Source organism: bacterium, from assembly GCA_035945995.1.
GTDB lineage: Bacteria > Sysuimicrobiota > Sysuimicrobiia > Sysuimicrobiales > Segetimicrobiaceae > DASSJF01.
Genome location: DASYZR010000005.1, coordinates 53,557 through 69,059, shown reverse-complemented (window position 1 = coordinate 69,059; position 15,503 = coordinate 53,557). Strand labels below are relative to the sequence as shown.

Annotated in this window: 18 protein-coding genes and 1 other RNA gene; 12 read left to right on the top strand and 7 right to left on the bottom strand. The window is 70.5% G+C overall.

The window, feature by feature from the left end; all coding sequences use genetic code 11:
* Positions 1-10: 10 nt before the first annotated feature.
* On the bottom strand, positions 11-1,234 hold the full coding sequence (locus tag VGZ23_00540; protein HEV2356098.1) for an MFS transporter: 1,224 nt from the start codon (positions 1,232-1,234) through the stop codon (positions 11-13).
* Between the two features lie 48 nt (positions 1,235-1,282).
* Between VGZ23_00540 and VGZ23_00535 the strand changes: the two genes are divergently transcribed.
* Positions 1,283-1,921 carry an HAD family phosphatase gene (locus VGZ23_00535; GenBank protein HEV2356097.1) on the top strand — a complete coding sequence of 213 codons (639 nt, stop codon included), beginning with the start codon at positions 1,283-1,285 and terminating at the stop codon, positions 1,919-1,921.
* 28 nt (positions 1,922-1,949) lie between these two features.
* Here the strand turns inward: VGZ23_00535 and VGZ23_00530 are convergent, their stop codons facing one another.
* Complete coding sequence (locus VGZ23_00530; protein ID HEV2356096.1) at positions 1,950-2,678, bottom strand: hypothetical protein; 729 nt, start codon at positions 2,676-2,678, stop codon at positions 1,950-1,952.
* Positions 2,679-2,761: 83 nt separating this feature from the next.
* On the opposite strand from VGZ23_00530, the gene ffs reads away from it, so the two are divergent.
* An RNA gene (gene ffs / locus VGZ23_00525) (signal recognition particle sRNA large type) lies at positions 2,762-3,025 on the top strand.
* Positions 3,026-3,036: 11 nt separating this feature from the next.
* On the opposite strand, the gene VGZ23_00520 is transcribed toward ffs, so the two are convergent.
* Positions 3,037-3,888 carry a type II CAAX endopeptidase family protein gene (locus tag VGZ23_00520; GenBank protein HEV2356095.1) on the bottom strand — a complete coding sequence of 284 codons (852 nt, stop codon included), beginning with the start codon at positions 3,886-3,888 and terminating at the stop codon, positions 3,037-3,039.
* Positions 3,889-4,023: 135 nt separating this feature from the next.
* On the opposite strand from VGZ23_00520, the gene dnaX reads away from it, so the two are divergent.
* The 9 genes from dnaX to VGZ23_00475 all read left to right on the top strand — a co-directional run bounded on the left by dnaX (position 4,024) and on the right by VGZ23_00475 (position 10,441).
* Positions 4,024-5,658, top strand: coding sequence for a DNA polymerase III subunit gamma/tau (gene dnaX / locus VGZ23_00515; GenBank protein ID HEV2356094.1), 1,635 nt, complete (start codon positions 4,024-4,026; stop codon positions 5,656-5,658).
* A 40-nt stretch (positions 5,659-5,698) separates the two neighbouring features.
* The gene (locus VGZ23_00510; GenBank protein HEV2356093.1) at positions 5,699-6,028 is read left to right on the top strand and encodes a YbaB/EbfC family nucleoid-associated protein; all 330 of its coding nucleotides are present in this window, start codon (positions 5,699-5,701) and stop codon (positions 6,026-6,028) included.
* 19 nt (positions 6,029-6,047) lie between these two features.
* Positions 6,048-6,647: a recombination mediator RecR gene (gene recR / locus VGZ23_00505; GenBank protein HEV2356092.1), complete on the top strand. Its 600-nt coding sequence runs from the start codon at positions 6,048-6,050 to the stop codon at positions 6,645-6,647.
* A gap of 50 nt (positions 6,648-6,697) precedes the next feature.
* Positions 6,698-7,240, top strand: a complete 543-nt coding sequence (locus VGZ23_00500; GenBank protein ID HEV2356091.1) for a ribonuclease H-like YkuK family protein — start codon at positions 6,698-6,700, stop codon at positions 7,238-7,240.
* Positions 7,237-8,643, top strand: coding sequence for a 3-isopropylmalate dehydratase large subunit (gene leuC / locus VGZ23_00495; GenBank protein HEV2356090.1), 1,407 nt, complete (start codon positions 7,237-7,239; stop codon positions 8,641-8,643). Before VGZ23_00500 ends, leuC begins: the two co-directional genes overlap by 4 nt.
* A 1-nt stretch (position 8,644) precedes the next feature.
* Positions 8,645-9,265, top strand: a complete 621-nt coding sequence (leuD, locus tag VGZ23_00490) for a 3-isopropylmalate dehydratase small subunit (GenBank protein HEV2356089.1) — start codon at positions 8,645-8,647, stop codon at positions 9,263-9,265.
* A 121-nt stretch (positions 9,266-9,386) separates the two neighbouring features.
* Positions 9,387-9,638, top strand: a complete 252-nt coding sequence (locus VGZ23_00485; protein ID HEV2356088.1) for a ribbon-helix-helix protein, CopG family — start codon at positions 9,387-9,389, stop codon at positions 9,636-9,638.
* Positions 9,635-9,916 carry a type II toxin-antitoxin system RelE/ParE family toxin gene (locus VGZ23_00480; GenBank protein ID HEV2356087.1) on the top strand — a complete coding sequence of 94 codons (282 nt, stop codon included), beginning with the start codon at positions 9,635-9,637 and terminating at the stop codon, positions 9,914-9,916. The genes VGZ23_00485 and VGZ23_00480 overlap by 4 nt, the downstream gene beginning before the upstream one ends.
* A 33-nt stretch (positions 9,917-9,949) precedes the next feature.
* Entirely contained in the window at positions 9,950-10,441 is a 492-nt protein-coding gene (locus tag VGZ23_00475) for a pyridoxamine 5'-phosphate oxidase family protein (protein ID HEV2356086.1), read from the top strand.
* A 44-nt stretch (positions 10,442-10,485) separates the two neighbouring features.
* Here VGZ23_00475 and VGZ23_00470 read toward each other — a convergent pair whose 3' ends face one another.
* Entirely contained in the window at positions 10,486-11,322 is an 837-nt protein-coding gene (locus VGZ23_00470; protein ID HEV2356085.1) for an ABC transporter ATP-binding protein, read from the bottom strand.
* Positions 11,323-11,446: 124 nt separating this feature from the next.
* Between VGZ23_00470 and VGZ23_00465 the strand changes: the two genes are divergently transcribed.
* Positions 11,447-11,743, top strand: coding sequence for a creatininase family protein (locus VGZ23_00465; protein ID HEV2356084.1), 297 nt, complete (start codon positions 11,447-11,449; stop codon positions 11,741-11,743).
* A 19-nt stretch (positions 11,744-11,762) separates the two neighbouring features.
* Here the strand turns inward: VGZ23_00465 and VGZ23_00460 are convergent, their stop codons facing one another.
* From VGZ23_00460 to serA, 3 genes are all read right to left on the bottom strand, one after another.
* Positions 11,763-12,500: a hypothetical protein gene (locus tag VGZ23_00460; GenBank protein HEV2356083.1), complete on the bottom strand. Its 738-nt coding sequence runs from the start codon at positions 12,498-12,500 to the stop codon at positions 11,763-11,765.
* A gap of 109 nt (positions 12,501-12,609) precedes the next feature.
* Positions 12,610-13,899 carry a serine--tRNA ligase gene (serS, locus tag VGZ23_00455; protein HEV2356082.1) on the bottom strand — a complete coding sequence of 430 codons (1,290 nt, stop codon included), beginning with the start codon at positions 13,897-13,899 and terminating at the stop codon, positions 12,610-12,612.
* Positions 13,900-13,903: 4 nt separating this feature from the next.
* Positions 13,904-15,493 (bottom strand): phosphoglycerate dehydrogenase, encoded by a 1,590-nt coding sequence (gene serA, locus VGZ23_00450; GenBank protein ID HEV2356081.1) that lies wholly within the window; start codon positions 15,491-15,493, stop codon positions 13,904-13,906.
* Positions 15,494-15,503: the final 10 nt, after the last annotated feature.

Here is a 15,503-nt window from a genome sequence, read left to right as displayed (position 1 = left end):
TGGGGAGTCGTTACCGGCCGTTGGTCGCCGTCGCGCCGCCGGGTGAGGCGGCCGGCCGGGCCGCGGTGCGGTGCTCGGTCACAAGGACTGTGAGGCCGGCGAGGGCGAGGGAGGCGGTGAGCAGCCAGAACACCCGCGCGTACCCGCCGAGCCACGCGTACAGGAGCGCGGCCCCGACGGGTCCGAGCGCGCGCGCCAGGTTCGCCGGGACCGCCATCGCCCCCGCGATGCTGCCGTAGTGCCGGCGGCCCCAGACGTCGGCCACGACGGTCGCCCGGGCCAACGTCAGCATGCCGGCGGACGCCCCGTAGAGCAGGACGATCGGGATGAGGCCGGCGCCCAGCACCCCGGCCGCCGCCAGCGCCATGGCCGCGGCCTGCGCGAAGAACAGCGATCCGGTGACCCACGCGGCGCCGAGCCAGGCGGCGACGGGCACGAACAGGAGCCGTCCCGGGACCTGCATCCCCCCGATCCAGCCGACGACGGCCGCCGCGACCTTGGTAGAGTAGCCGTGCTGCGCGAGGTAAGGGATCATGTGCACGCTGACGGACGAGACTGTGAAACTCCCCAGCGCGAAGGCGGCGGCGAGGATCCAGAACACGTCGTGCCGCAGCGCCGCGCCGAGCGTGGCGTCGCGCGACGCCCGCGCGCCCGGTCCCGCGGCGGTCCCGAGTCCGTCGGGCGCCCGGAGCAGCAGCGCATGGGCCGGGATCGTGATGACGCCCAGGACGGCGGCCAGGGTCGCGACGGCGGCGCGCCAGCCGAGAGCGTCCAGCAGCCACGCGGCGACCGGCATGAAGATCGTGCTGGCAAAGCCCGCGACCAGGGTGACGGTGAGCAGCGCCCGATCGCGATGCTGCGGGAACCACTGAACGACCGCGGCGAAGGCCGGCTCGTACAGGATCATGGCCATCGCCAGGCCCATGAAGGCCCATACGCCGTAGAGGGCCCCGACCGACTGCACGCGCGACCAGGCGATCAGCAGGACGACCGCGAGGACCGACCCGGTCGTCATGAGCGCGCGGGCGCCGTGGCGGTCGATCCACCGCCCCGCCGGGAGGGCGGCCAGCGCGGCCACCGCGAGCGCGAGCGACAGCGCCCCCGTCACGGCGACGCGCGACGCGCCGAGGTCGCGCTCCATCGCCTGGAGAAACACGGGGAAGCCGTAGTAGACGATGCCCCACGACACCGTCTCGGTCACGCACAGCGTGGCGACGATCACCCGGCCGTACACACCCTCATTATGCCGCCGCGCGCACCCGCACGGAATGCGATTGTTATAATGCAAAGCATTACGAAAACTTTGCCCCGCGCCCTCATCCTCGACTACGGCAACGTCTTGAGCCTGCCGCAGCCGCCGGAGATCGTGACCGCGATGGCGGTTCGAGTCGGGGTCTCGGTCGAGGCGTTTACCGCGGCGTACTGGGAGCACCGGCGCGGCTACGACGCCGGGACGTATCCCGCGGACGAGTACTGGCGCCGGGTGCTCGGATCACTCGGACGGGCGCCCGAGCGGGCGGAGGAGCGCGGGCTGCCGGGGTGGCTCGCCGAGCGCGACGCCGCCTCCTGGATGTGCTATCGGGACGAGGTCTGGACGCTTGCGCGCGAGGCGCGCGGCCGGGACGCGCGGACCGCGATGCTCACCAACATGAGCCGCGAGATCGCGGATCGGATTCGCGCCCATCGCCCGCTAGACGCCTGGTTCGACGCGGTGATCGTCTCCGCGGAAGTCGGGCTCGTCAAGCCCGACGAGCGGATCTACGCGTTGTGCCTGGCGCGGCTCGACGCCGCGCCGCCGCAGGCGCTCTTCGTCGACGACCGGCCGGAGAACGTCGCCGCCGCGGCGCGTCTGGGGATGCGCACCGTGTACTTTGCCGGGACGGACCCGGTCGCGGATCTCCGGGCCGCGCTCCGCCGCTGACGCGCCGTGCGCCGCCCGGCCGGCGGGCTTAGAGCCGCCAGGCGGTGAGGTGCGCGGAGAGCCCGATGTCCTCGAGGCCGCGCGCCACGCCCTCGGCCAGGAGACGCGTCCGGTACGGGTGCGTGACCACTTGGGATACTCCGCCGTGCGGCACGACATTCACGAGGTAGCCCTTGCTGCGAACGAGATGCATGACGTTGGTCGCGACCGTGGCGTTCGTGAACGTCCCGATGCGAACGGCGAATGCGGTCACCTTCGAGCGTGGAGCCGGGGCCGGCGGCGCGGTCGTCGGAACAGCGGCCGCTGGCGGCGGAGATGTCGGCGTCTTTGGAAGCACAGCGACGACCGGGGTGACGTGGCCGGCCGGCTTCGGGACCGGCGCGGTCTCGTGGCCGATGAACCCGATGATGAAGGCGGCCGCCGCCGCCGCGGCCACCATGACCGGCATCCCCCGGGAGAGCAGCCTCGACCGTCCCGCCGGCTCGGCCCGGCGGCGCTCAACGGCGTCCACCATCCGAAGATACTGGCGGACCCGGGGCAGGTCTTCCAAAGAGCGGGTGCCGGCGCGCAGGGCGGCGAGTTCGTCGTTGAGCTCCTGGTCGATCCGCCGCCAGGCGTCGCGCCACGCCTGTTCCTCGACGGCGGCCCGATCCACGGGACCCGCGATGCGCACACCCTGCGGGTCGAACAGATACCACGCGTCGGTCCTTTTCGCCGCGTATCCGTCGGGCAAAGATAGGTGTTTCCGGACGGCCATGGGCTCGTGTCCCTCCTGCATCTCATGCCCAAAATGGGCCGCGTTGAGACCCCGTTTCCGCCGCGTGCTATACTCGTCCATGGCCGTGCTAGGTGGGGAGCTAGCGGTTCCCTGTACCCGCAACCCGCTCAAGCGGGGCTGAATCCCCATCCGAGGCCTCACCGCTCAGGGTCCGGCCCGCGCACGTGACGAGGAGGATTGGGTCCCGCGCAACGGGATCTTACCAACCCCGCCAGGTCCGGAAGGAAGCAACGGTACGTAAGGCGTCGCGTGTGCCGCGGGGACACCTGGTCGGAGCCGGCGACGCGGAGACCGCCTGGACGGTGTTGTCGACGGTGGGTGCACGGCCAAACGTTTCTTACATGCCGATCGACGGCCCCTGATAGAACACGAAGAGCGCGGCCAGATTGTTGAGGCTGTGCGCGATCATGCCGGGGACGAGCGATCCCGTCAACTCGTACAAGTAGCCGAGCACGAGCCCGAGAATCAGGATCGGCAGGAGTTCCACCGGCTGCAGGTGGGCCAGCGCGAAGAAGACCGCACTCGCGGCGACGGCGGCGTGCCGGTTGAGCGCGCGGCGCAACGCCCCCTGGGTCAGGCCGCGGAAGAAGATCTCTTCGCCGATCGGTACGGCGACCCCGATGAGGACTGCGAAGACCACCGTCTCCGTGCCGCCGTGCAGCTGCGGCAGCAGGCGGTACACCGGGCTGCGCTGCTGCTCGGTCGTCACGAGCTTGGTGGCCGCGGTCTGGCCCATGCTCAGGCCGAGGACGAAGATCGTCGCCGTCTGACCGAGGGCGTTGCCGGCCACGGCCGCGGCGGCCGCGGTGAGTCCCTGGATCGCCCGGCGCCGGCCCTCATCCAGGCGCAGGCCGAGCGCGGCGAGCGGGAGCCGGTACTTGATCGCGGTGAGATAGACTCCGGCGGCGACGAAGAAGGCGTTCTGCGTCACGGCCAGGATGACGATGAGCGAGAACGGCATGGCCCCGCCGGCCCGCACGTTCGGCAGCAACAGGCCGGCGAGGGGCAGCGTACCGGCGAAGAACAGCGTCGCACCGGCGACTTCGACCAGGCCCCAGGTGGCGCGCCTCGTCGGCCGGACGATGAGGTACAGGGGCACCGCCGCGCCGACGAGCGCCAGCGCGGCGATCGTCCAGATGAGGGTGGGGACGACGCGCAACCGGCGGCGCGCGTCTGCGAAGACGAGCAACGCGGCGGCGAGCGAGACGAGGACGACGAATCGCGGTGAGATGCACCACCTCCAGGAGTGGGGGAAACGTTCGGCGAATACGGGGCGAGACCTGCGCGTAGCGCTCCGCACGAGGTGACGGTTTCGTTGTCCCACGTGTCTTTCTACCGCAAGTGGCGGCCTCAGACGTTCGAGGACGTCGTCGGCCAGGAACGCGTCACCCGCACGCTGCAGAACGCCATTGCCGGCGGGCGGATCGTGCACGCCTACCTGTTCTGCGGCCACCGGGGCAGCGGCAAGACGACCACCGCGCGCCTGCTGGCCAAGTGTCTGAACTGCGAGCGCGGTCCCACGCCCACGCCGTGCAACGTCTGCGCCTCGTGCGTGGCGATCGGCGCCGGCGCGTCCCTCGATGTCATTGAGATCGACGCCGCGAGCAACCGCGGGATCGACGAGATCCGCGATCTGCGGGAGAAGGTGCGGCTGGTGCCGGTGCAGGGCCGGTACAAGGTCTACATCATCGACGAAGCGCACATGCTCACGACCGAGGCCGCCAACGCGCTGCTCAAGACGCTCGAGGAGCCGCCGGCGCACGCGATCCTGGTCCTCGTGACCACCGAGCCGCACCGGCTGCCGACGACGATCACGTCGCGGACGCAGCGCTTCGACTTCAAGCGCATTCCGCAGGCCGCGATCGTCGCGCGCCTCCGCGCGATCGCGTCGGCGGAGTCCCTCACCGTCGACGACGAGGCGCTGCAGCTCATCGCCCGCTCGGCCGACGGCGCGCTGCGCGACGCGGAGAGCCTGCTCGATCAGCTCAACGCCTTCTGCCGGGGCCCGATCACCAAGGCGGACGTGCTCGCGGTGCTCGGCGTCGTCGACGAGGAGGTCGCGCAGCAGCTGGCGCAGGCGGTGATCGATGGCGACGCCGGGCGCGGCCTGACCCTCGCGGGGCGGGTCATCGACGAAGGGCGGGACGTCCGGCAGATTCTCCGCGGCCTCGTGGAGCAGTTCCGGGACCTGCTGGTGGTCGCGGTCGTCCCGCAGCCGCAGGAGATCGTGGAAACGACCGAGCAGCGGCTCGCCGCCCTCCGCGGTCAGGCCGAGGGGCTGGCGCCCGCGGCGCTCGCGCAGTACATTCGCGTGTTCGCGGCCGCCGAGGCCGAGGCCCGGACGGCGACGCAGCCCCGCGTGGTGCTCGAGATGGCGCTCCTGCGGGCGGCACGGCCGGATCTGGATCCGTCGCTCGCGAGTCTCACCGCACGGGTCGCGGCGCTGGAGCGCACGGCGGGCGTCACGCCGCCGGAACGGTCCGCCGAGCCGGCGCCGCCGCAGGGCGGGGAAGCGCCGGAGGCCGGCCGCGACCGGCCGTCGCGATCGGCGGCCCCCGGCCCGCGTGACGAGCGTCCGGCGTCCGCGGCGCATCCGCCGTCCGTGCCCGGGGATCTCACGATCGACGGCCTGCGGACGCGGTGGACCGATGTGATGGATGCGGTCAAGCAGCGCACGCGGGCCGTCCATGCTTACCTCCTGGAGAGCGCGCCGCGCGCGGTCGCCGGCAACGAGATCGTGCTCGGCGTCCGCCACCCCTTCCACCTCGAGCGGCTGGAAGAGGGCAAGAACCGCGACGTCGTCGGCGACGCGGTCACGCGGGTGTTCGGCGCGCCGTTTCGTGTCCGGTTCATGCTCGACGAAACGGCGGAGGCGGACGTCCAGGGCGAGCACGCGCTGGTCGAGGAAGCGATTCGCCGGTTCGGCAACCCGGTCCAAGAGGTGCGGCGCCCGGAATGACGGGCCGGGCCGGCGCGGCCCCGCCTAGGCGGGAGGAGTGATGCGGTTGTTTAACATGCAGAAGATGCTGAAACAGGTGCAGAAGGTCCAGGAAGACATGGCCCGGGTCCAGGAGCAGCTGGGCCAAGAACGGATCGAGGCCACGGCCGGCGGCGGCGTCGTGCGGGCCGTCGTGAACGGCCACGGGGATCTCCTCGAGATCAAGATCGATCCGGGCGCCGTCGACCCCAACGACGTCTCGCTGCTGGAAGACCTGGTGCTCGCCGCGGTCGGCGAAGCGCTGCGGAAGGCGCGCGAGGTCGCCGGGGAGCGCATGAAGGCCGTGACCGGCGGCCTCGCGGTGCCGGGGCTGCCCGGCCTCGGCCGGTAGGACCGTCGCGGCGGCCGCTATGTCGCTCTACGCGGCGCCCCTGCAGCGCCTCATCGACGAGCTCGGCAAGCTGCCCACGATCGGGCCTAAGACCGCGCAGCGGCTCGCGTTCTTCATGCTCTCGATGCCCCAGGCCGACGCGGAGGCGCTCGCCGCGGCCGTGCTCGACGCCAAGCGGCTGATCCGCCACTGTTCCGTCTGCGGCAACATCACGGACGTCGATCCGTGCGCGATCTGCACGGACGGGCGGCGCACGCAGTCGGTGATCTGCGTCGTCGAGGATCCCCGCGACATCGCGGCGATGGAGCGCACCCGCGAATTCACGGGCGTCTACCACGTGCTGCAGGGCGCGATCTCGCCCCTCGACGGCATCGGTCCCGACGACCTGCGGATCGAAGAGCTGCTGCGCCGCGTGTCCGCCGGTGACGTGCGGGAAGTGATCGTTGCGACGAACCCCCGCGTCGAGGGCGAGGCGACGGCCCTCTACCTGTCGCGCGTCCTCAAGCCGCTCGGCGTGCGCGTGACGCGCATCGCCCACGGCCTGCCGGTCGGCGGCGATCTGGAGTACGCCGACGAGGTGACCCTCGCCCGCGCCCTCGAGGGACGCCGGGAACTCTAGTCCCTTGTCCGGCCCGACGCTCCCCAGTATACTGAGGCTCAGGTGATCACATGGAGTTCGTCTCGCCGACGCACGGCAAATTGAGCTTCGAGCGCATGTTTGCGCACATCGTAGATTACATGGAAGAGCAGCGGGACAAGTCGTACAACCTGATCATCGGCACCGATTCGCTGCTCGGCGACGATACGTGCTTCGTGACCGCGGTCGTCATCCACCGCGTCGGGCACGGCGGACGCTACTTCTACCATAAGTTCCGCAACCGCAAGATCGAGAGCCTGCGACAACGGATCCTGTTCGAGACGTCGCTCAGCCTGGAGGCGGCGAGCCAGATCAGCGCCGAGCTGGCCAAGAACGGGTTCAGCGAACTGCCGCTCGAAATTCACCTCGACGTCGGCGACCGCGGTGAGACGAAGCGGATCATCCGCGAGGTCGTCGGCATGGTGCAGGGCAGCGGCTACGCCGCGGTCACCAAGCCCGACAGCTACGGGGCCAGCAAAGTCGCCGATCGCGAGACCGGGAAGATGGGTGTGCGGCCGCGGCCGCTGCCGCGTCCCAAGCGGGCGCAGGCGCCGCCGGCCGAGGGGCAGGCATGACCGCCAAGACACTCGCGGAGAAGATCTGGGACGCCCACGTCGTCGTGCGGGGGAACCAGGAGCCGGATCTCCTCTTCGTCGACATGCACCTCGTCCACGAGGTCACCTCCCCGCAGGCGTTTGAGGGGCTGCGGCTGGCCGGTCGGCGCGTGCGGCGGCCGGATCTCACGTACGCCACGCTCGACCACAACGTACCGACGACGCCGCGGACGGAGCCGATCACGGATCCCACGAGCCGGGTGCAGGTCGAGGCGCTCGAGCGCAACGCCGAAGAGTTCGGGATCCGGCTCGAAGGGCGGCTGAGCCCCCGCCAGGGCATCGTCCACATCATCGGCCCCGAACTCGGCCTGACGCTGCCCGGGACGCTGATCGTGTGCGGCGACAGCCACACCGCGACCCACGGGGCGCTCGGGGCGCTCGCGTTCGGCATCGGGACGAGCGAAGTCGAGCACGTGCTCGCCACGCAGACCCTGCCGCAGCGGCGGCCCAAGACGATGGAGATCCGGGTCGACGGCGAGCTGCCGCCGGGCACCACGGCGAAAGACCTTATTCTTGGGATCATCCGGCAGAACGGCGTCGGCGGCGGGACGGGGCACATCGCCGAGTACACCGGGCCCGCGATCCGCGCGCTTTCTATGGAAGGGCGCATGACCGTGTGCAACATGACGATCGAAGGCGGCGCCCGGGCGGGCCTCATCGCGCCGGACGACACGACGTTGGCCTACGTCGAAGGCCGCCCGTACGCCCCCCGCGGGGCGGCCTGGCAGCAGGCGCTGGAGGCCTGGCGGGCGCTCCCGACCGATCCGGAGGCGCGCTACGACGCGACGGTGCCGGTGAACGCGGCCGCCATTGCGCCCTTTGTCACGTGGGGGACCAATCCCGGACAGGCCGAACCGGTGACCGGCCGCGTGCCCGATCCGGACTCGCAGTCCGATCCGCAGGCGCGCGCCGCCGTCGCGCGGGCCCTGGAGTACATGGCGCTCCGGCCGGGGACGCCGATCCAGGACATCGCGGTGGACCGCGTGTTCATCGGGTCGTGCACCAACGCCCGGCTGGAAGACCTGCGCGCGGCGTCGCGCATCGTGGCCGGGCGCCGCGTCAACCCGAAGGTGCGCGCGATGGTGGTGCCGGGCTCGCAGCTGGTCAAGACCGCGGCGGAGCGGGAGGGCCTCGACCGCATCTTCGCCGACGCCGGCTTCGAGTGGCGCGAGGCCGGATGCTCGATGTGCCTCGGGATGAACCCCGACATTCTGGGCCCGGGGGAACGGTGCGCGTCGACGTCCAACCGCAACTTCGAAGGCCGGCAGGGACCCGGCGGACGGACGCATCTCGTGAGCCCGCCCATGGCCGCGGCCGCGGCGATCGCCGGGCACTTCGTCGACGTGCGGGAGTGGAGAGTCTAGCATGGAGCCGTTTCGCACGCATAACGGGGTCGCGGTCCCGCTGGGAATGCCGGACGTCAACACCGATCTCATCACGCCGGCGCGGTACCTGAAGCGCATCGAGCGCACCGGGTACGGCGACGTGCTCTTCTACCCCATGCGGTACCTCGCGGACGGCTCGCCCAACCCCGACTTCGTGCTGAACAAGCCCGAGTACCGGGACGGTACGATCCTGATCACGGGCCGGAATTTCGGATGCGGCTCCTCACGCGAGCACGCGCCGTGGGCGCTGCAGGACTACGGCTTCAAGGCCATCATCGCGCCGTCGTTCGCGGACATCTTCGCCGGCAACTGCGCCCAGATCGGGCTGCTGACGATCGCGCTGCCCGAGTCGCGCGTGCGCGAGATGCTGAACGCCGCAGAGACCCGGGAAGGGTACCAGATCACCGTGGACTTGGCGCGGCAGACGGTGACCGACGCGTTCGGCCGGACCGACCGGTTCGAGATCGATCCATTCAAGAAGCACTGCCTGTTGAACGGCCTGGACCCGATCGGCCTCACGCTCCAGCACGACGACGCCATCGCCGCCTACGAGGCGGCGCGGCCGGAGTGGATGCCGAGGGTCGGGGCGGAGCAAGCTTAGGGTTCAAAAACCCGCGTGTAATCACATCCAACGCGCCCGCACGGAGCATATTGCACGGTGAAGTCGGTTGTGATATTTTGAGTACATGCGAACACAAAAAAATGGTGCTTCCAGCCGGACCATGACGCTTCGTCTCGAGCTCGCCGATCTTCGGCGTCTCGATGCACTGGCTCGGGCCACCGACCGTTCGAAAGCGTGGCTGGCCGCCCAGGCCGTGAAAACGTATCTTGATTTGAACGAGTGGCAGATCAAAGTGATTCGCGAAGCCGTCGCACTCGCGAACCGCCGCGATGCGAAGTTCTTCACGCAAGAAGAAGTCGACGCCTGGCTCGCCACGTGGGGGACGCCGCAGGAACGTAAGCCGATTCGGTGAAGATTCGGTGGCTTGCCGAGGCGGTGGGCGACCTCACGGCCATCCGAGCGTATATCGCCCGGGACAACCCGGCCGCTGCCGCGGAAGTCGCGCGGCGGATACGCGACGCGGTCGGGATGCTGGCTGACTATCCGGGTGCCGGGCGCCCCGGCCGCGTGCCCGAGACGCGCGAGCTCGTCATCGGCGGGACGCCGTATCTGTTGCCCTACCGTGTCCAAGGCGACGCGGTTGAGATTCTCCGTGTCCTGCACTCAGCGCAGCAATGGCCTGATCGTTGATTCGGGGGGAACCGTGTCGTGCGCTGAGGCGCCATGAACGACAACGTCCGCTCCCTGATCGAGATTCAAAGTCGCAGTTACGCTCACGCGGGATCGGGCATCCGCGACTCGTATCCGCCACACCTTGCCATGGACGGCCCGGGCCTGGCCGCCTTCTTGGGCCGCATCCGCTACGCCGTACTCGCGACGGGGCGCCGGGATGGACGTCCTCACGCCGCTCCCATCGCGTTCAGCTTCTTTCGAGAAGCCTTCTGGATCGCCACGGTCGAAGGCGCCCGCCTGCGAAATCTCCGGACCCGTCCCTACGCGTCGCTCGTGGTCATGGAGGGCGACGAACGGACCCGCCATCGCGCGGTCATCGCCGAAGGCCCCGTGATCATCCATGAGCGCGCCCGTATCGTCGAGGCGGACGCCGTGTTCGGCGACGCCTGGCGCGCGCGTCACGGGAGCGCGCCCAGTTGGGCGGCCGCCATGCTGGAGTTGCGTCCGGAGCGGATCTTCTCCTTCGACGGGACGCTGGAGTGATCTGTCACCCGCGCGCAGCCCCCGGTGCCGGCTCTTCGATGCACCTAGTGTTGCGTCAACAAGAGGTAGGCGTCCTCGAGCCGCGGGTCGACCGGGGTGGCGCCGGCGGGCGGCTCACCGACGACGCGAATCCGTAGTGTTCCATCGGTCCGTCCGACCGCGGCAATCTCATACTCGGACTCCGCGGGCAGGGTCGAGGCGGGGACGCCGACCTCGTAGACCCGGCCCTTTGCCATCCCGGCGATGGCGTCCGGCGTGCCCGACGCCGCGGCGCGGCCGCGGTGGAGGATCAGGACGACGTCGCACACCGCCGCCACGTCCTCGGGTTGGTGCGTGGAGAACAGGACCGAGACGCGATCGCGCAGCCGCTCGATGATCCGCAGCAGGCGAAAGCGCTCGCGGGTGTCGAGACCGGTGGTGGGTTCGTCCATGATGAGCACCTGCGGCGCATGGGACAGGGCCTGGGTGATCCGGAGCTTCTGCTTCATCCCCCCGGAGAATTCGGCCGCCGACCGATCTTCGTTCCCGAGCCCGACCGCCGCCAACAGTTCCTTGGCCCGCTCGTCGTGCCCCGCAATGCCCTTCAGGATGAACGTTCCCGACAGCGTTTCCGCGGGCCGCTGCCAGAACGGGAACCCTCCGATCTCCTGCGGCAAATAGGAGAGGCCGGGACGCCGGCCGACGTGAATCTCCAGGCCGTCGATGAAGGCGCGTCCACGCGCCGCGGCCTGCACGCCGGCGAGGATCCGCAGCAGCGACGTCTTCCCCGAGGCATTCGCGCCGAGCAGGCCGATGATGCGGCCCTCCAGCGACGCGCTCACGTCATCAAGCGCGAGCCGGTCGCCGTATCGGAGCGTGAGGCCTTCGAGGCGCAAGTGCACGCGGGGATGCTTCCCCGGCGGGGCGCGCTCTTCCCGCGGCGCCGGATTGCGCTACGCCGGGATTCGGGCCCTCGTCCGGCGAACGACGTCCGTACCGTCTGGCCCAAGCGGGAGGGGTGGAGGCGTGAAAGACACCGTGCTGCTGGAGGAACTGTCCTGGCCGGAGGTTCAGGAAGCCCTGGACGCCGGCGTCCGGACCGTCGTGATCGTGGCGGCCTCGGTGGAGCAGCACGGACCGCATCTGCCGACGATGACCGATGCGGCCATCGGACAGGCCGTCGGTGAGCGGGTGGCGCGGAAGTCTGGCCGCATTCGCCCGCGGCGAGCTCGCCGGGGGATAGGCGCGCCACAGACGCTACGAGGGGTCAAAGCCGGGCACCGGGACGCGAGGCACCCCGGTGCCCCGTTCTACACAGCGTGAAAAGGGTGAAGCCGCCGCCTTACCAGTGATAGCCGACCGTAAGGACCGGTCCGCTCGACAGAAGGGTGCAGGGGCATCCGGTTCCCACGAGCCTGGAGGTGTCCGAATGGGCCCACCGGTACCCCGCCTCGACGAGCCATCCCGACGTCCACGTATATTGGAAACTCGCGCCGTAGTCGAGGGCGGTCCCGCTACCCGACGATGAAACAAATCTGTCGCTGAAGGCCTCGCTGTTGGACGGATACCACGCCGCGTTCGCGTTGAAGGAGAACCCGGTGCCGGAGATCGGAATCGTCACGTCGGCGCCCAACCGATATCCGGTGGCCGTGATGTCCACGTTGCCGAAGATAGGATCCGTGTCGCTGAATTCGATGTGGCCGTATCCTACAAACCCCCGGAGTGTGGCGGTGCTGAGCTGCCACGCGTAAAAGACATCGCCGCTCCAGATGGTGTCCTGGCCCGAGGTCGTGCCGACGCCGGTTTGAAAATAGCCGCTCCATGCCGATTCGGGGCCGGTGTCGTACTTCAGGTGGATGCCCCATCCCGAGTTGCTGGTCCAACGGAAGTCTCCACCGAGAAATTGGGAGTTCCAGGCGCCGCTCACCCCGCCGGGATTGAACGTCCAGCTCGAATTGGCGGGCCAGTAGTTGATCTTCAGCTCAAACTGCCCGGCGGTGGCCGCCGAAGCCGCCCGGGGCCAGAAACCCAGGCCACAGGCCAGAACCGCGAAGGCTGCGAGCACACGAAGTCGCATCATCTCGTCCCCCCTATGTTTTGACTTACCCGCGATTTGCTTCTTGCCGATGATCTCCTTCTTGCCCGGCTTCGTGGCCTCGCAGATGGGCGCATCCGGCACCGCCGATGCGCTACGGTCGCGCCGGCTCTTGCGGCGGCCCGATCTCCGTCCGGCCGCCCATGTAGGGCGACAGCACTTGCGGGATGCGGATGCCGCCGTCGGCCCGCTGGAAGTTTTCCATGATGGCGATGATCGTGCGGGGCGCCGCGACCGCGGTCCCGTTGAGCGTGTGCACGTAGTCCAATCCGCGCCGCCCCCGCGGCCGGAAGCGCACGTTGAGCCGCCGGGCCTGGAAGTCGGTGCAGTTGCTGCACGACTGCGTCTCCGCGTAGCCGCCGCGGCCCGGCATCCACGTCTCGATGTCGTACTTGCGAGCGGCCGGGTCGCCGAGGTCGCCCGCGGCGATGTCGATCACCCGGTAGGGGAGCCCGAGCTCCTGCCAGAGCGATTCTTGGATCTCGACGAGGCGGGCGTGCTCGTCCCAGGACTGCTCCGGATGGCAAAACGAAAACATCTCGACCTTGTCGAACTGATGCACCCGGAACATCCCCCGCGTGTCCTTGCCGTGCGTGCCGGCCTCGCGCCGGAAGCACGTGGAGACGCCGACGAGCCGGATCGGCAGATCGTCCTCGTCGAGCACCTCTCCGCCGAGCATCGCGCCGAGCGCGACTTCCGACGTGCCGACGAGGGCGAGATCCTCGCCTTCGATCCGGTAGACCATCTGCTCGTCGAGCCCGTCGCCACCCATCGTGCCGAGCAGGCTCTCGCGCTTCACGAGCACGGGCGGGATGACCGGCACGAACCCCCGGCCGACGAGACGGTCGACCGCGAAGCGCGCGAGCGCCAGTTCGAGGAGCGCCCCGTCCCGGCGCAGGAGGGTGAATCGCGATCCGGAGATCTTGGCGGCCCGCTCCATATCGAGCATGTCGAGCCGCGTCCCCAATTCGACGTGATCGCGCATCTCGAACGGCGGACGCGGCGGTTCGCCGTACGTCCGGAGCGTCACGCTCGACTCCGGCCCGCCGTCGGGGACCGCCGGGTGGGGCGGGTTCGGGAGGCGCCGGAGTGCCGCGTCGAGCCCCGCGTCCGCGGCCGCGAGGACGGGCTCGGTCGCGCGCAGGTCGGTCGCGAGCCGCTTCATCTCGGTGATGCGCGCTTCGCGCTCCCGGCCGGCGAGGCGCGGGATCTCCTGGGACGCGCGGTTTTGCTCGGCGCGCAGGGCTTCGACCCGCGAGAGCGCGTCGCGGCGCCGCCGATCGGCCTCGAGGACCGCGTCGACGAGGGCCGGATCGGCGCCCTTGCGCCGGATCGCGGCTTTGATCTCCTCCGGCCGTTCCCGAATCAGGCGCAGGTCCAGCACGGCCTCACAACTCCCGCGGCAGCTGGGTCGCCCGGACGGCGGTGATGCCGTCGCTTCGGCCGATCTCCCGGACCACGTCGGCCGGCGGGGCGGCGTCGAGCGTGAGCACCATGACCGCGGTCCCGCCCGCGTCGCGGCGCCCGACGTGCATGTTGGCGATGTTGACGCCGCGCCGGCCCAGGATCGTCCCGACGTGGCCGATCATGCCCGGCCGGTCGGCGTTCCACACGAACAACATGTGCGGAGCCGGCGCGAGATCGAGGCGCCACTCCTGGAGCCGGGTGATGCGCGGCTCGCGATGCCCCCACACGGTCCCCCCGAGGCGCAGCGCCCCACGGGAGGTTTCGACCTCGGCCACGAGTTGGCTGGCGAAGTCCTCACAGATGTCGGCGTGGGCCTCGCTCACGCGCAGCCCGCGCTCCTTGGCGAGGAGCACCGCGTTGACCAGATTGACAGGCTGGTCGGAGGCGTGGCGGAGCAGGCCGACGAGGACCGAGGCCGTGAGCGGCTGCGTGTCGAGCCGGGCGACTTCGCCTTCGTAGGCGAGCGCCACCGCGCGAATCTGGCCGTCGGCGAGCTGCCCGGTCAGGCCGCCGAGCGCGCGGGCCAGGTGCATGAAGGGGTCCAACCGCTGCCAGGCGTCCTCGCCGAGCGCCGGCGCGTTCACGGCGCCCCGCACCGGCTCGCCCCGCAGCGCGGCCAGCAGCTGATCGACGACCTCGACGGCGATCGAGCGCTGCGCCTCGACCGTCGAGCCGCCCAGGTGCGGCGTCGCGACGACACGCGGATGGCGCAGCAGGGGATGATCGGCGTCCGGCGGTTCGTGGGCGAACACGTCGAGCGCCGCGCCGCCGAGCTGTCCCCGGTCGAGGGCCGCGAGCAGCGCCGCCTCGTCGACGAGCCCGCCCCGCGCGCAGTTGATCAGAAACGCGCCGGGCTTCATGCGGGCGAGTTCGTCCGGACCGATGAGCGCGCGGGTATCCGCCCCGAGCGGGACGTGGAGCGTGAGGACGTCGGCCGCCTCGAGGATGGCCGGCCAGGGCGCGAGCTCGACCCCGAGCCGGCGCGCCCGTTCCTCCGACACGTACGGGTCCGCGGCCACGACGTGCATGGCGAAGGCCAGCGCACGCCGCGCCACCTCGCTGCCGATCTTGCCGAGCCCCACCACGCCGAGAGTCTTGCCGGTCAATTCCGTGCCGACGAACCGTTCGCGGGCCCACTCCCCGCGCGCGAGGGCCTGCGCGGCGCTCGGGACGTGGCGGGCGAGCGAGAGCATCATGGCAAACGTGTGCTCGGCCGCGGCCGTCGTGCTGCTCTCCGGAGTGTTGAGCACGAGAATGCCGCGCCGGGTCGCCGCCTCGACGTCGATGTTGTCGACCCCGACGCCGGCGCGCGCGATGACCCGCAGGTGACCGGCGTCTTCGACGGCCCGGGCCGGCACGCGCGTGCGGCTCCGGACGATCAGCGCGTCGAACGCCGGCAGCAGCGTCCGGAGCTCGTCCTCCGGGACGCCGGCGCACACCACGACCTCGCCGGCGGCGGCGAGGCGCCGCAGGCCCTCGTCGGAGAGGCCGTCCGCGACCAGGACGCGCATCGCGGCGCTC

What these genes read in the sequence shown, in the direction of transcription:
- VGZ23_00510 (HEV2356093.1), top strand. Translation starts at nt 5,699, where the DNA reads ATGCGGTTGTTTAACATGCAGAAGATGCTGAAACAGGTGCAGAAGGTC.
- VGZ23_00500 (HEV2356091.1), top strand. Translation starts at nt 6,698, where the DNA reads ATGGAGTTCGTCTCGCCGACGCACGGCAAATTGAGCTTCGAGCGCATG.
- VGZ23_00535 (HEV2356097.1), top strand. Translation starts at nt 1,283, where the DNA reads ATGCAAAGCATTACGAAAACTTTGCCCCGCGCCCTCATCCTCGACTAC.
- VGZ23_00475 (HEV2356086.1), top strand. Translation starts at nt 9,950, where the DNA reads ATGAACGACAACGTCCGCTCCCTGATCGAGATTCAAAGTCGCAGTTAC.
- serA (HEV2356081.1), bottom strand. Translation starts at nt 15,493, where the DNA reads ATGCGCGTCCTGGTCGCGGACGGCCTCTCCGACGAGGGCCTGCGGCGC.
- leuD (HEV2356089.1), top strand. Translation starts at nt 8,645, where the DNA reads ATGGAGCCGTTTCGCACGCATAACGGGGTCGCGGTCCCGCTGGGAATG.
- VGZ23_00530 (HEV2356096.1), bottom strand. Translation starts at nt 2,678, where the DNA reads ATGGCCGTCCGGAAACACCTATCTTTGCCCGACGGATACGCGGCGAAA.
- VGZ23_00460 (HEV2356083.1), bottom strand. Translation starts at nt 12,500, where the DNA reads ATGATGCGACTTCGTGTGCTCGCAGCCTTCGCGGTTCTGGCCTGTGGC.
- leuC (HEV2356090.1), top strand. Translation starts at nt 7,237, where the DNA reads ATGACCGCCAAGACACTCGCGGAGAAGATCTGGGACGCCCACGTCGTC.
- recR (HEV2356092.1), top strand. Translation starts at nt 6,048, where the DNA reads ATGTCGCTCTACGCGGCGCCCCTGCAGCGCCTCATCGACGAGCTCGGC.
- VGZ23_00485 (HEV2356088.1), top strand. Translation starts at nt 9,387, where the DNA reads ATGACGCTTCGTCTCGAGCTCGCCGATCTTCGGCGTCTCGATGCACTG.